General features: G+C 42.9%; 14 protein-coding genes. 3 read left to right on the top strand and 11 right to left on the bottom strand.

The window, feature by feature from the left end:
• Positions 1-17 precede the first annotated feature (17 nt).
• The 5 genes from C6Y06_RS13780 to C6Y06_RS13760 all read right to left on the bottom strand — a co-directional run bounded on the left by C6Y06_RS13780 (position 18) and on the right by C6Y06_RS13760 (position 5,013).
• Complete coding sequence (locus C6Y06_RS13780; RefSeq protein ID WP_060595462.1) at positions 18-878, bottom strand: alpha/beta fold hydrolase; 861 nt, start codon at positions 876-878, stop codon at positions 18-20.
• A 243-nt stretch (positions 879-1,121) separates the two neighbouring features.
• Entirely contained in the window at positions 1,122-1,460 is a 339-nt protein-coding gene (locus tag C6Y06_RS13775) for a DUF4288 domain-containing protein (RefSeq protein ID WP_034664284.1), read from the bottom strand.
• Between the two features lie 130 nt (positions 1,461-1,590).
• A complete protein-coding gene (locus C6Y06_RS13770) occupies positions 1,591-1,956 on the bottom strand; it encodes a VOC family protein (RefSeq protein WP_058015219.1) in 366 nt (121 codons plus the stop codon).
• A gap of 99 nt (positions 1,957-2,055) precedes the next feature.
• Complete coding sequence (locus tag C6Y06_RS13765) at positions 2,056-3,438, bottom strand: amino acid permease (protein ID WP_060595461.1); 1,383 nt, start codon at positions 3,436-3,438, stop codon at positions 2,056-2,058.
• Between the two features lie 66 nt (positions 3,439-3,504).
• A complete protein-coding gene (locus C6Y06_RS13760; protein ID WP_060595460.1) occupies positions 3,505-5,013 on the bottom strand; it encodes a class I adenylate-forming enzyme family protein in 1,509 nt (502 codons plus the stop codon).
• Between the two features lie 262 nt (positions 5,014-5,275).
• On the opposite strand from C6Y06_RS13760, the gene C6Y06_RS13755 reads away from it, so the two are divergent.
• On the top strand, positions 5,276-5,713 hold the full coding sequence (locus C6Y06_RS13755) for a MarR family winged helix-turn-helix transcriptional regulator (protein ID WP_060595459.1): 438 nt from the start codon (positions 5,276-5,278) through the stop codon (positions 5,711-5,713).
• 192 nt (positions 5,714-5,905) lie between these two features.
• Here the strand turns inward: C6Y06_RS13755 and C6Y06_RS13750 are convergent, their stop codons facing one another.
• The 4 genes from C6Y06_RS13750 to C6Y06_RS13735 all read right to left on the bottom strand — a co-directional run bounded on the left by C6Y06_RS13750 (position 5,906) and on the right by C6Y06_RS13735 (position 10,375).
• Positions 5,906-7,039: a zinc-dependent alcohol dehydrogenase gene (locus C6Y06_RS13750; protein WP_106037056.1), complete on the bottom strand. Its 1,134-nt coding sequence runs from the start codon at positions 7,037-7,039 to the stop codon at positions 5,906-5,908.
• 150 nt (positions 7,040-7,189) lie between these two features.
• Entirely contained in the window at positions 7,190-8,212 is a 1,023-nt protein-coding gene (locus tag C6Y06_RS13745; protein ID WP_060595457.1) for a quercetin 2,3-dioxygenase, read from the bottom strand.
• Positions 8,213-8,292: 80 nt separating this feature from the next.
• Positions 8,293-8,856, bottom strand: a complete 564-nt coding sequence (locus C6Y06_RS13740; protein WP_034664477.1) for a TetR/AcrR family transcriptional regulator — start codon at positions 8,854-8,856, stop codon at positions 8,293-8,295.
• Positions 8,857-8,893: 37 nt separating this feature from the next.
• Positions 8,894-10,375, bottom strand: a complete 1,482-nt coding sequence (locus C6Y06_RS13735; protein ID WP_181185466.1) for an amidase — start codon at positions 10,373-10,375, stop codon at positions 8,894-8,896.
• 168 nt (positions 10,376-10,543) lie between these two features.
• On the opposite strand from C6Y06_RS13735, the gene C6Y06_RS13730 reads away from it, so the two are divergent.
• The gene (locus tag C6Y06_RS13730; RefSeq protein WP_106037054.1) at positions 10,544-12,175 is read left to right on the top strand and encodes a S8 family peptidase; all 1,632 of its coding nucleotides are present in this window, start codon (positions 10,544-10,546) and stop codon (positions 12,173-12,175) included.
• 40 nt (positions 12,176-12,215) lie between these two features.
• On the opposite strand, the gene C6Y06_RS13725 is transcribed toward C6Y06_RS13730, so the two are convergent.
• Positions 12,216-12,755: a ribonuclease FAU-1 family protein gene (locus tag C6Y06_RS13725; protein ID WP_106037053.1), complete on the bottom strand. Its 540-nt coding sequence runs from the start codon at positions 12,753-12,755 to the stop codon at positions 12,216-12,218.
• A 113-nt stretch (positions 12,756-12,868) separates the two neighbouring features.
• On the opposite strand from C6Y06_RS13725, the gene C6Y06_RS13720 reads away from it, so the two are divergent.
• Complete coding sequence (locus tag C6Y06_RS13720; RefSeq protein WP_060595455.1) at positions 12,869-13,072, top strand: hypothetical protein; 204 nt, start codon at positions 12,869-12,871, stop codon at positions 13,070-13,072.
• Between the two features lie 47 nt (positions 13,073-13,119).
• Here the strand turns inward: C6Y06_RS13720 and C6Y06_RS13715 are convergent, their stop codons facing one another.
• Positions 13,120-13,668, bottom strand: a complete 549-nt coding sequence (locus C6Y06_RS13715; RefSeq protein ID WP_066031383.1) for a GNAT family N-acetyltransferase — start codon at positions 13,666-13,668, stop codon at positions 13,120-13,122.
• Between the last annotated feature and the right edge of the window lie 3 nt (positions 13,669-13,671).

Raw genomic sequence — 13,671 nt, 5'->3', positions numbered from 1 at the left:
GACCAGAGCTTTTTTCTTTAGTTCAAAAATTCGAGTATGAGTTTGTTCACCACTTCTGGCTTTTCATGATTGATCCAATGAGATGCATCATCGACAAAAATCAGCTGACCATTTGGGCAAATCTTCATCGATTCCTTCGCCAGCTTTCTGCTTAAAAACTTGTCCTCCATCCCCCAGATCATGCGAACAGGTACTAAAATGCGTTTAGATATCGGCTTTTCAAAGCCGCCTTTTTTGATGGCGCGGTACCAATTCAGCATTGAGGTCATGGCACCTGGCTGCGTCCAAGCCAGCTTATATCTTGATACATCTTCTTTTGTAAATAGGTGTGGTCGTGCAGACAGCCCAATGGCTTCATCCAGCCGTTGGTAGTGATTTTCTTGAAGTGCTGCCTCTGGCACATTCGGAAGCTGAAAGAAAGCGATATAGGAGCTTTTCTTCCACTGCGGGGGATAAAACGGAAGAACCTTCATCATGACCCGCGGATGCGGCATGTTGACAATGATTAATTTCTCTACATATTGAGAACGTGTGGATGCCAAATGCCAAGCAACTGCTCCGCCCCAATCATGACCACCCACAATCGCCTTTTGATTCGGACTAAGCGTCTTAATCAGCCCTACGATATCATCTCTCAGTTGATCTAATACGTAGGATTCGATTCCTTCTGGCTTATCACTTAGATGGTAGCCCCTTTGATCAGGAACGACGACACGATAGCCTGCCTCAGCGAGGGGCATGATTTGGTTCTTCCAGCCGTACCAGAACTCAGGAAACCCGTGCAGCAGTACAAGCAGCGGGCCATTCTCAGGTCCAGCCATTGCTGTGTGAAGTGTTACACCATTTGTTTGGATCGATTGAAATTCAATTTGCTCCATCCCTTTGCCACCCTTCTCCTTGTTCTTTTATTCTTCCAACATAGCATATTTTCCATTTTTCAGAAAATAAAAACACTCCCAAAAAAACCTTCACAATAGTGAAGGTCTTAGAATTTTGACCAAGGATCCTTGAACAGCGAATTGGTGCCTTATTGCGAAAGAAACAGAGAAGATATGTATTTGTGCTAAATGACTAAATAACTAAAAAAGCAGACTCTAATCAGTCTGCTTTTTTTACGATTTTTATTTATCTAGAGAATATTTTTCTATTGCTTCTTTTGGAGATATTTCTTCATCAAATGAAAGATAACGACAATACACTTCACTTAAGTGAAGTGGTTCTTCTTCTAAATTGTCTACAAGTTCAAATATATCTAGGATTGCTACTAATTTTTTTGTTGTTTGTCCGTAATCCCCATTTCCAAATGTTTCTTCTGGAAAACTTTTTTCTATAATTTTTTTAACTTCATCTTGATCTTTTGCTTTGATTAATACGATTCTTTCTTCAAATATCTTATCAGGTCTAACTTTGGGAGACGGTATGGATTCAAACAATAATTTTGCTGAAAAGAGATCATACATAGATTTATCACCTGGATATTCAATAGATTTAAGGTAAATATAAGGGAATAGTTTTTTGAGGTTGCTGTGTCCACAATCATTTTTTATTTTTATATCATTGCATGATCTTTATTTAGCTCTTTGTCTTCATCTATTTCATATAATTCAGCACCCAGATCAACCCATTTTTGCGGTCCTGTACTTGTCCGTGAAGTGCGCCAAAGAACGTATCCTGTAATTCGACCAGTACATCTCCATCAGCTTCTAGCGCTTCATATACTGCCTTTAGTTCTTCTTCATTGTCAAACTGCATAATCAATCTGAGATGTTCGGGCTTTGGTGTGCGGCCAAACGTATCTGAAAAGTGAAGCAATGATTCTCCAAGGTGAAGTTCCGCATGCAGCACACGGTCTTGATGTTCATTTAAAATATGAATATCTCCGCCAAAAATTCCTTGATAATATTGAAGAGATTCCTTCACATCGTCTACCACAATATAAGGACTAACGCTAATCATACCCTTCATCCTCCTCTTGTCCGTCCATCTTCTCTTTTATAGCTTATCCCAAATCGTATGAAAAAAGGCACAAATCGTCAACGGATTTGCACCTTTTTCTCATGAAGCTTTCGCTAATTCACTATGTTTGTTTGAATACGCTGCGTACATGACGACACCGATTAACAGCCAAACACCAAAGTAAAGCCACGTCCGGCCTGGTAAGTTGAGCATAAGGAACAAGCAGCAGCCCATTGAGATAATCGGCAAGACCGGCACAAATGGAACCCGGAATCCCCTCTCAAGCTGCTGATGTGTCTTTCTCAAAATGAGCACAGATAAACTCACCATTGCAAACGTCAATAAAGCACCGATATTCGCTAAATTCGACAAGTCCTTTAAATCAATAAACCCTGAAATAACAGCTGTCATGCCGCCAATCATCCATATGCTTGCAACAGGCGTATCGCTTTTGTTTGTTTTCGAAAACACTTTAGGCAAAAGACCGTCTCGGCCCATCGCATAGGCAATTCGAGTTGCTGCATAATTATTGGCGAAAATCACAGCCATCAATCCAATGACCGCACCGACAGAAATAATACCGGCTACGCTATTTTGATGTACACTTTGCAGCACATAGGACATAGCCTCTGTGACATTCAGTTTTGTATAGTGCACCATACCTGTCATGATCAAACAAACGACAATGTAAATGATCGTGCAAATGAGTAATGAGCCAATAATGCCAATTGGCAGATTCCGCTGCGGATTTTTCACCTCTTCCGCAGAAGCAGAAATCGCATCAAATCCTAAAAAGGCAAAAAATACAGCAGCAGCACCGGCAATGACGCCTTCTGCACCAAATGGCATGAACGGCTGCCAATTGGATGGCTGTACATAAAACCCGCCTACTACAATGAAAAGAACAATAATACCGAGTTTCACAAACACCATGATATTATTGAATTTTTTACTTTCCTTCGTTCCTCTAGATAAGATCCACGCAATCAGTAAGGCAATGATAATGGCTGGCAGATTCATATATCCGCCTTGTTCTGGCCCCGCTAAAAATTGATGGGGAATCGAAATGCCAAACCCCTCAAGCAAGCTGTTGAAATAACTCGACCAGCCACTGGCGACAGCTGAAGCAGTCAGCATATAAACGGACAATAAAGTCCATCCCATTAGATGCCCGACAAGCTCACCCATCGTTGTATATGAATAAATGTATGCACTGCCGAATACAGGCAGCGCTGAAGCCATTTCTGCATAGCAAAGTGCTGCCAAACTGCACACAATCGCTGCAATGGCAAAGGAGAAAATGACAGCCGGTCCTGCATCCTTAGCCGCTGTAATTCCGGTTAACACCATGACCCCCGTGCCGATCACTGCCCCTATACCAAGGAGCGTGAGATCGAGCCCGCCCAGCGTTCTCTTTACCTTTTGCTGCCTGCTCTGTTCTAACAAATCGTGAATGTGTTTCTTACGAAGAATATGTCGCAAACCCTTTCCCTCCAAAACGTTAGAAAAACAAAAAATCATTCAAATTTCATTATAGCAGAATAGGTACTACGCATTCACAACCAATTCACGTAAATCTTTCTTCATGATTTTACCAAGCTTGTTTTTTGGCAGCTCCTGTGTGAAATGAATGGAGGGCACTTTGTAATCTGCCAAACGTTCCTGGCAATAGTTCACCACATCTTCTTCGGAGAAATCGGAGGATTCGTCTTTTACGATATACGCACTTGGCACTTCCCCATATAATTCGTCCGGTACCCCGATGACAGCTGACTCAATCACACCTGGAATTTGTTCAATAATCTCTTCTACTTGGTCAGGATAGATATTATCCCCGCCGTACAGAATCACATCTTTGTATCTGCCTGTGATGAAAAGAAAACCGTCTTTATCTAGATAGCCTGCATCCCCCATATGGAACCAGCCATCTTTCAGCACCTTCTCAGTAGCGTCAGGCTGATGATAGTAGCCTAGGAAATAAAATGGACTTCTCATGACGACTTCGCCAATTTCTCCTGCTGGCAATGTCTCCTCTGTCTCAGGATGCACGATTTTCACATCTACATCCGCATCCACTTTACCGGCAGAGCCCATTTTATCCTCACCCATCGCTGGATGCCACGCACTGACAATCCATGCTTCCGTACTTCCATAGCCATGCATCATCTGAATGCCTGCTTCTTTGTAATCTTTAATTAAGCGTACCGGCACCTTCGTACCGCCAGAAATCGCAATTTCAAAAGATGAGAGATCGTACGAACCGCGTTTCATTTCTTCTAGCATGTACGTGTAAGCTGATGGGAAAGCCATCATGAACGTAATTCTTTCTTTCTCAATCGTTTCTAAAATGCGTTTCGGTGTTGCATCATGTAAGAAGACAAGCGTATACCCTTCAATCGCAGCTGCGATCAGATGATTAATTGAACTCATATGATACAGCGGATGACTCGCCAAGTACCGTTTTCCTTTCAGATCAAATCCTCGATTCCCATGTCTTGTTAAAAATTGATAAATTCGTCCATGCCCGACCATACAGCCCTTTGGATTGCCCGTTGTTCCAGAAGTGAATAAAATCATCGCTAAATCCTCTTCTGATACCTCATCAGCAAGATGACTTCCATCATTTGAAGCCAAAATGTCTTCAAACAGCTGGGTTGTTTTCGCATTGGCACCGGATTCCACCATCAGACAATCTTCTAAAGACACATTCACTGCCGCAATGATGTCACGGAATTCACGGTCAAAAAATAAAGCCTTTGGCTCTGCTTTTTTCAAAATACCTTCCAGCTCAAAAGAAGTAAGCTGCCAGCTAAGCGGAACTGCGACTGCACCTGCTTTGATGGCTGCCAGCATAATCGTTGAAAAGTGATGATGGTTTTGACAAATAAAGCAAACGCGGTCTCCTTTTCGAATCCCCTTTTGATATAAGTAATGAGCGAGCTGGTCAATGCGTTTTGCATATTCTTCAAATGTATAAGACACACCCCCGCCAGTTACCGCTTCAATTTGTGAAGAGCGTTCCATTCTGTCGTTAAGTAATGCCTGTAAAGTATTCAATATCTTCATCTCCAAACGTTTGATTTACAATAGCCAATTTCCAGTGAATGGGGTTGGCAGATTTTATCTCATTCACATTCTAAAATAAAACCAGCTGAAAGTAAAATCATTTCATTTTGGAATTGTTCTTTATATTAATTGATAATATAGGTAATTTTATAGCCGTCTTCCATTTTGGTTTAAATGATGATAACTATTATGATAAGATAGACCTAGTAATTGATCGGAAAATGCGAACGCAATAGGAAAAGAGGTATGGAGAATGCAACATTTCGAGCTAGAGGCAAGTTTATTAGACCATGCGCTGACAAAGTATTTAAAGGCGACGAAGCAAATAGATGAAGAGAACATCCCGAAAAACGTCACGAATGTGAAAGGGTTTATTTTACGCATCATTTATCGCCATCAATCATGTACTGTGAAAAATATTCTGCAGGAAGTTTCATTATCTCCCTCTGCAACAACAACCGCTCTCAATCACTTAGAAGATGAAGGGCTGATTATCCGCTCTCGAAATAATAATGACCGCCGTACTGTATGGATTACACTCTCTGAATCAGGTGAACAAATCGCAAAACAAATGATTGATAACCGCCAGCTGCTTGTCAATCAGCTGTTCAACCATCTTTCAGAAGAAGATAAAAAAACATTTTTTGAATTAATCGAAAAAATGATGGACGAGCACACATTAAAGGCTTAGGAATACTCCTAAGCCTTTAGATTTTTTGACAAAGGGCTAAAATGCCCTTTGTCTTCTTTTCAGCGTGATAGAAAACCTTTGCAGCCCTAGGAAGGACGAGTACCGGAGCGGAGCGAATTTACATTCGTAAGCACCGGCACGCAGGACTGACACCCAATGCGAGGGTTTGTCTACATGCTGAGGGCCTTCTTTTTATGGCTTTAAGATGACCTTTATACAATCATCCTGTTTTTCGTTAAATATGTGATACGCATGAGCGGCATCATCTAATGGCAATTGATGTGTGATGATCGCTCTAGGATCAATTTCACCAGTTGTCACTTTTTGATAGAGCTTTGACATGTAGCCTCTCGCCGGAGCCTGTCCCATTTTCAGGGTGACGTTTCTTGCGAAAAAGGCACCTAATGGGAACATATTGTATAGTCCGCCGTACACACCCGTCATCTGCACCGTTCCACATTTGCGGACGGCTTTTGTGGCAATTTGAATGGGTCCGATCGTTCCGCCTTGCAGCTTGAGTTTCTGCTCAATTTTTTCAAGCGGTGACTTCTTCCCGTCCATTCCCACACAATCGATCACAACATCGGCTCCACCCTTGGTGAGCTCCTTTAACGTTTCTCCCATGTCGGGATCTTCTGTAAAATCAAATACTTCTACGCCGCTCATCCGTTTTGCATGTCGCAGACGGTAATCAATGTAATCGACCGCAATCACACGTTCTGCCCCTTTTTGCCATGCAAATTGCTGCGCCATTAACCCAACAGGTCCACAGCCTAACACAATGACCGTATCACCTTTTTTCACACCTGCGTGCTCCACGCTCCAATAGGCAGTTGGAAGAACATCCGATAAGAACAGCAATTGTTCATCCTCCAGCTCACAATCATCTGGGATCTTAAACGGGGTGTAATTTCCAAAAGGCACGCGTAAATACTCTGCCTGTCCTCCAGGATAATTCCCATATTTCTCACTATATCCAAAAAGCCCACCCGAATCGTAGTGCGGGTTTGAGTTGTCGCATTGACTTTCTAAATGATGATGACAATATTGGCATTGACCACATGCAACGGTAAATGGAATAACGACACGATCTCCCTTTTTTACTACCGTGACATCCGGTCCAACTTCCTCCACAATCCCCATTGGCTCATGCCCAATCACATAGCCGATTGGAAGCGGGAAGTTCCCCTGATACAAATGTAAATCAGATCCACAAATTGCTGTTGATGTAATTCGTATGATCACATCTTCCCGATCTTGAATAGATGGCGCATCTACTTTCTTCACTGCAATACTATTTTTTCCTTGATAAGTAACAGCTCTCACATGCATTTCCTCCTTTAGCGAAAATCATCTGTACATAGCTTCACCTGGAATGGATGGTTCATGCATCAGATCAGGAATATTTGAAAAACAAAAAAGCCCGTCGATGGGTTCGACAGGCGCTTATTCAATCATGTGTAACGCGTTACATATTTATCCTTTTTCGACAAAAACCAAATCATATTGAGAGGAAGTCTCTCGATCGATCATCAAGTTCCCTTCTTGAATAAAATAAGGACATATACTCGGGCTTTGTGATTCTTCAAACTGCTCATACAACTGCTCAATCTTTCCAGGGAGCAGTAAAAGCAAAAATTTATTAGAATGGGAAACGAATTCATAAGAATGAATCGTATCCGGCGGTATATAGGCAAAATCACCCGGCATCAGGCAAATATCCTCTCCGTTCAATTGAAGGTTCATTTTTCCTTCAACGCAATAGAGTGCTTCTGTATGTACTTGATGATAATGCGGAGGAAAATACTTTCCCTTCGCGCCTTCAATCACAAAATGGCTGAACCCGCCTCCAGTTGTTTCTGTTGTTGCGATCAGCTCATGAAGCTGACCATCCACGATATATTGCTTCCCTTCACCAGCCTCTAATACATAGGGCTGCACCGCCTGAGGGAGCTGACTATGAAATAAAACGGAGGGCTTGGTTGTATTTGATAGCTGCCGGATACCATGCATCAATATGAGATCGCTTTCTTTTTCAGCTTGTTCAAAGCTGGCTGCATCGAAAGCATGATCAGTCATCAGCCATTCGTTCTGCTGAAGCCTCTTCCCAATTTGCTGATAGACATCTGTCATTTGTCCGCCCAACGTATATGAAATAAACCTTGTTTTGTGACTATGCATTCTGTAGCCATGAATCGTTTTAGGCGGGATATGAATATAATCGAAGGCTGTGACCATATATTTTTTACCGTCCAGTATCACTTCAAGCTTTCCTTCCAGCATGAAAATGGTTTCAAATAAGTGCTCATGACAATGAAGTGGAAAATAAGCTCCTTTCCCACCTGTGATTAAGACAAGCTCAAACAGCTGATTCGTTTGATTTGCTTCTGCCAGTACATGAACAAGCTGATTTTCCAGCCCATACAGCTTCCCTGATCCAGACACGGTATAAAAATAGGTATCCTCGGATTGCTTAATCGATTGCGGTTGCTCCGACATCCCATCACTCCTCATGACTAATTGACTATCTTTATTATATAGACCAATTGATATAATAGATAGACAATATGCGAGAGATTTTACTCTTCTCGCATAAATAAGTGTCTAAGGTAACACTTTACGTGTTCTAACGGGGTCGTTTGTTTGAGTGCTGTGGTCATCGATAGACCCCCAATCACCATTGAATGAAGGAGAGAAGCCAGCTCATCAGCTTTGTTTTCTTCATATCCGCTGTTCATTAGCTTTTCTTTCACAAGCTCTTGCCAGCGGATCATTTCTTGTTTGCATGCAGCATGAAGCTGCGTATGTTCTGGCTTGGATTCTGCCGCCAGCAAGACAATCGGAATCCCTCTTTCACTTTCTTGCTCCATAAATCCCCGAATGATGTTTGTCATAAAACGGTCGATGGCGATATAAGGGTCATCCGAATAGGCAAAACTTTCTTCAATTCGATCGATGACCTTTTGACTAATATATTCAACGGCTGCTATGGCTAGCTCTTCTTTTCCGTTTGGAAAGTAATAATAAAGAGATCCTTTAGGCGTGCCGCTCTCTCTAATAATTTGATTCAATCCTGTCGCATGATACCCCTGTTTTCGTAAAAGAAGTGCAGCCGTTTGAATGATTCTGTCCTTCGTACTCACGTGTGACACTCCTTTCCCTCCATAGACAAATGTCGTTTCAACGTATGATTTGATTTGTTCCTTTCCAAATCGAGGATGTCTCCATTTCTGCTGCAAGCCGAAGCAGCCAGTCCTCTTTTCCCTTTGGTGCTGTCACCTGTACCCCTAAAGGCATGCCCGCTTCAGTGAGATGAACAGGAACACTCATAGAAGGCTGACCCGTTAAGTTGGCAAGCTGTGTAAATGGTGTGTAGGTCAGACTCTTTAAGAACATGTCATAAATGAGATCCTGCTGCGCTTGCATTGAGAGGGATGACACACGTAAAAGTTCAGTGATTTCCTCTTTCGAATGCATCAGCTCACCAATCTTTGGAGCTGAATAGGCAGTAGCTGGTGTCACAAAAAGATCGTACGTTTGATGAAATGATGCCATTTGTGCAGCCGCCATATCCCACGCATCAAGACTTTCTGTATAAGCAGCAGCGGTCACATTCTTGCCAGCCTCCGCCAGCACCCATGCGACGATGTCCGTTTCCTCCGGATTGACTGGACGTCCTAATGAACGAGCCAAGGACGTGAATAATGCAGACATTTCTCCGCTATTCATGACGTAGTATTGCTGCATCAGATGGATCCCGTCAATTGCCGGCTTCGCTTCTTCTACTTGGTGCCCTTGGTCACTCAGCCATTTCACTGTTTGCTGAACCGCCTGCTTCGCTTCCTCACTAACCTTCGTACCTACTGGAGATTCTATACTGTAAGCAATTCGCATAGAAGATGTACGTTTCACTAGATCTTCTTGATAGCTGCCGTCGTATAACGGCGTTTGGAAAGCCGCTTCAGGCTGAATGACTTGAAGCAGATCAAGAAGGGCTGCACTGTCCCGCACTGTTTTTGTGAGTGTAAAATCAATGGAAGCCCCTTGCCACTGCCTTCCTGCGCCTGGTCCTACCGGCGTTCTTCCTCTCGTTGGCTTGAGACCGAACAAACCTGTAAAGGATGCTGGAATCCGAATGGACCCACCGCCATCACTTGCTCCACCAGCCGGTACGATGCCGCTTGCAACAGCTGCTGCCGTCCCGCCGCTTGAACCGCCAGGGGAATAGTCAGGATGCCAAGGGTTCCTCGTTGGACCATGTAAAGAAGGTTCTGTTACATTCCTTAAACCGAATTCTGGTGTGTTTGTATGCCCCATCATGAGAAATCCAGCCTGCTTCAATCGATGGACAAAGTGGGAGTCCGTTTTTGCCTTTACATCCTTTAACAATGCAGCACCTGCTGTCAGCGGTTCATTTTCCATCCCTTGCGATATATTTTTCAGTACAAATGGAACGCCCGCAAACGGCTGATTCGTATGTAATGTCTTGATTTCTTTTAATACTTGATCTTGTCTTGTCTGAATCACCGCATTTAGTTCAGGATTGACCTCATTCAATCTAGCAAATGCAGCCTGTACAAGCTCGTCTGGCGTTACCTGCTTATTCCGTACAAGTGCTGCCAAGCCAGTCGCATCATACGTCATATACTCTTTTACGTTCATCAGCATGTCCTACTTTCTCTTATTATGATCTCTCTATTGTCTACTAGATTTGTATGAATTTCAATTTCAGGTTACTTATAAAAAAACTTTCTGACAAACAATATGATTCTTCTAACCATCCTTCTCATTTCTCCGATATAATAGAGAAAAAAAGACGGAGGTCATCGTATGCAAGGGGCTATCGCCTTGAAAAAGAAAATCGTCGTAGTCATCGCGTTTCTTCTTGCGTTGACAACTGCCTTGCCTTACCATTCGCAGGCAGCTGCACCGCCAAAAGAAACAGATGTCATCATCGTCTATAAAAACCAAAAAGGAAAGCAAACGGCTATTGAAGAAAGTGAAAAAGTGAACGCTCAGTACATACATCTTCCCGCTGTCGCTGTGACAGCAGATGAACAAGCGGTCACCTCACTCAAAAAAGATCCAAACATCGCTTATGTCTCAAAAAACATAAAGGTTAAACTCGCTTCTTCTACTATGAAAAAAACCGCTGCCGCTACGGGTCAGAATTTTTTGGTTCAACAATCTTACAACTTGCAAAAGCTGAATGTAAAGCAAGCGATAAAAGAAGGCGTCACGGGGAAAAATGTGAAGGTAGCTGTTTTAGATACTGGTATTTCTCCACATGAGGATTTAAAGATATCCGGCGGGAAATCATTTGTGAAGTACACAACTTCCTATAAAGATGATCAAGGGCATGGCACACATGTCGCAGGCACGATTGGTGCGCTCAATAACGATTATGGCACAGTCGGCGTCGCTTCTGGTGCGAAGCTGTATGCTGTAAAAGTGTTAGATAAAAAGGGAGAAGGCGACTTGTACAGCCTGCTTCGAGGAATCGATTGGGCCATTAACAACAAGATGGATATTATGAATTTAAGCCTAAGTTTTGAAGACAATATCCCCATCTTGCATTCAGCAGTGGATGCGGCATACAAAAAAGGACTGCTTGTGGTCGCTGCAAGCGGGAATGATGGGAAGAAGAATTATATTAGCTACCCTGCCGCGTACAATAGCGTCATTGCCGTTTCTGCAACGACGGACAAAGACAAACTCGCGTCTCTCTCAAATACAGGGAAAGGCATTGAATTTTCTGCCCCTGGCCAGAACGTCATTAGCACTTATTTAAAGAATGAATATTGGTATGCAACAGGTACATCACAAGCTGCACCGCATGTCACAGGCATGCTGGCACTGTTGAAACAGCTTCATCCGAAGAAAACAAATGTACAGCTTCGCACCTTATTGCGCAGCTATACAGTGGATCTTGGCGCAAAAGGAAGGGATCCACAATTCGGCTATGGCCGCATGCAATATATACCACAATCAAGCTTTTTGAAGGCTGCGACCAGCGCTGTCAAAACAGCCGAAACATCTAAAAAGCAGGCAGATGTCAATCAAGCCAAAACGAGAATTGGCAGACTCACTGCAAGTAAACAAAAAACAGCACTCACCGAACGGGTGAAAAAGGTACAAGGAACCATTGATATCCGTTCCGCACGTGCAAAGGTTCAAACAGCCGAAAAAAGCAAAACACAAGGGGCCATTAAAAGCGCCCAAATGGCTATCAAAAAGCTAAACAAAGGCAAAGAAAAAACAAGCCTGCAAAACCGGCTCGACAAAGTCAAAAAACAGGTCGCCTATCAAAAGAAAGTGACAGACGCCAAACAAAAGGTCAAAAAAGCGGAAGCCAAACGAACAAAGAAAACAAAAGCAGCGGCTCAAACCGCTGTCAAACAGCTAAAAGCTTCCAAAACGAAAACCAACTTACAGAAACGATTAAACCGTATCAAGGTTTGACAGAAAAAAACGATTCCTCGCCTGAAAGGAATCGTTTTTTCTATTTCAACATCGGCTCAAACAAGCTGTGATGATATTTTCCTTCGGCATCTGCCCTCACTTGATCGAGTATGCTTTCTAACGAAGCCATCACACCCTCTAATGCCTGGCGCACTGAACCTTGTTCAAAAGCCGCTAAACTCTCCGGCAATTCATCTTCATCCAACACAAAGAAATGACCATTCGGCAGAACGAGAAGATCAATAATGAGGTCTTCAAATATGACCAGCTGGCCGTTGAACCATGTATTCCCCACAATATTAAAATAAGACCCAAGTTCCTTCCCTTGATCATCCCTCCAGAAGTAAATATTGTAAGGTCGATCCTTCCAATAATAAGCGGTCGTATAGCTCCCTTTTGGAATGGTCAGAGCACCATCACCTGCCCTCATCGTAAACGTGTCTTCGATCTTGTGAAACAGCACAGCCTGCTGCTCCTGTGCGTCTAACAGCTGACAAGTATATTCCACGACCTTCTGATCGTATTTGATTTTCCTCTCGATTACTTCATCCCAACGATCCGCATGTAGCGAAAACAACATGTCACAACTCCCTCTGCATCTAGTTTCTCTCTTTCCAGTATACACCGATTTTTTTTGAAGAAATAAAGGGTTGCTGCATTTACTTATGGAAGACCTATGATGAGGTGAAATAAATGAACGGAATCACGATTCTTGAAAACCTTACACAGCTTGGACAAATCATCCTCATTTTTTGCGGCTATGCCCTTTATTGGCGGCTGGTGAAAACGAAGAGAGAACGAAAGCTTTCTCCTTATGAGCGCATGTTAAAATTCTTTGTTATGTTCGGTTTAATCTCGTGGTTGGTATCATATTGGGCGCTTGTACTGTGGGCATAAATTGAAAAAAGGAAGAGCTGTCCCTGAAGGACTTGCTCTTCCTTTTATTACGAGTGATGTGATGAACCTGCCGGCTGTTCTTTCTGGATAACATATTGATAGCTCTTGACATGCGTCCCATTTTGATTCACAAATTCTTTATCTAGTGCACGCTCAAAGCCCATTCTTTCATATAGACGAATGGCAGCCTGCATTTTATCAGATGTATGAAGATACAGGACATTTTCGCCCCATGATTGCGTAAGTTCAATACTTTTACGTAACAATGACTCTGCAATTCCTTTTCCCCTAACATCGGGATCTACTCCTAAAAACCGGACGATGGCTGATGTAATGCCCATTTCGGGTTTGTCATACGCTTGCTCTGATGACCGAAACATTTGAAGCGTCCCCACGACCTTGCCTTCAAGCTCCGCCACAAGCATCAGCTCCATGTTCGGATTATCTACAGCTGCTGCAAGCGCAGCAGAATAATTTTGCCAGCCTTCCTCTGTAAATTGAGGCTCATACTGTGAATAGGATTTGATTAGTACATGCCTGATCGCTTCATGATCTTCTTTGACTGCTTGACGAATGATCAGCTCTTGCTGCTTCATGTC

The organism is Bacillus sp. MZGC1 (genome assembly GCF_002998605.1).
GTDB lineage: Bacteria > Bacillota > Bacilli > Bacillales > Bacillaceae > Bacillus.
The sequence above is the reverse complement of the archived record's forward strand: the minus strand, read 5'-3'. Positions and strand labels throughout refer to the sequence as shown.

What these genes read in the sequence shown, in the direction of transcription:
- C6Y06_RS13715 (WP_066031383.1), bottom strand. Translation starts at nt 13,668, where the DNA reads ATGAAGCAGCAAGAGCTGATCATTCGTCAAGCAGTCAAAGAAGATCAT.
- C6Y06_RS13730 (WP_106037054.1), top strand. Translation starts at nt 10,544, where the DNA reads ATGCAAGGGGCTATCGCCTTGAAAAAGAAAATCGTCGTAGTCATCGCG.
- C6Y06_RS13720 (WP_060595455.1), top strand. Translation starts at nt 12,869, where the DNA reads ATGAACGGAATCACGATTCTTGAAAACCTTACACAGCTTGGACAAATC.
- C6Y06_RS13770 (WP_058015219.1), bottom strand. Translation starts at nt 1,956, where the DNA reads ATGATTAGCGTTAGTCCTTATATTGTGGTAGACGATGTGAAGGAATCT.
- C6Y06_RS13755 (WP_060595459.1), top strand. Translation starts at nt 5,276, where the DNA reads ATGCAACATTTCGAGCTAGAGGCAAGTTTATTAGACCATGCGCTGACA.
- C6Y06_RS13780 (WP_060595462.1), bottom strand. Translation starts at nt 878, where the DNA reads ATGGAGCAAATTGAATTTCAATCGATCCAAACAAATGGTGTAACACTT.
- C6Y06_RS13745 (WP_060595457.1), bottom strand. Translation starts at nt 8,212, where the DNA reads ATGTCGGAGCAACCGCAATCGATTAAGCAATCCGAGGATACCTATTTT.
- C6Y06_RS13725 (WP_106037053.1), bottom strand. Translation starts at nt 12,755, where the DNA reads ATGTTGTTTTCGCTACATGCGGATCGTTGGGATGAAGTAATCGAGAGG.
- C6Y06_RS13735 (WP_181185466.1), bottom strand. Translation starts at nt 10,375, where the DNA reads ATGAACGTAAAAGAGTATATGACGTATGATGCGACTGGCTTGGCAGCA.
- C6Y06_RS13775 (WP_034664284.1), bottom strand. Translation starts at nt 1,460, where the DNA reads ATGTATGATCTCTTTTCAGCAAAATTATTGTTTGAATCCATACCGTCT.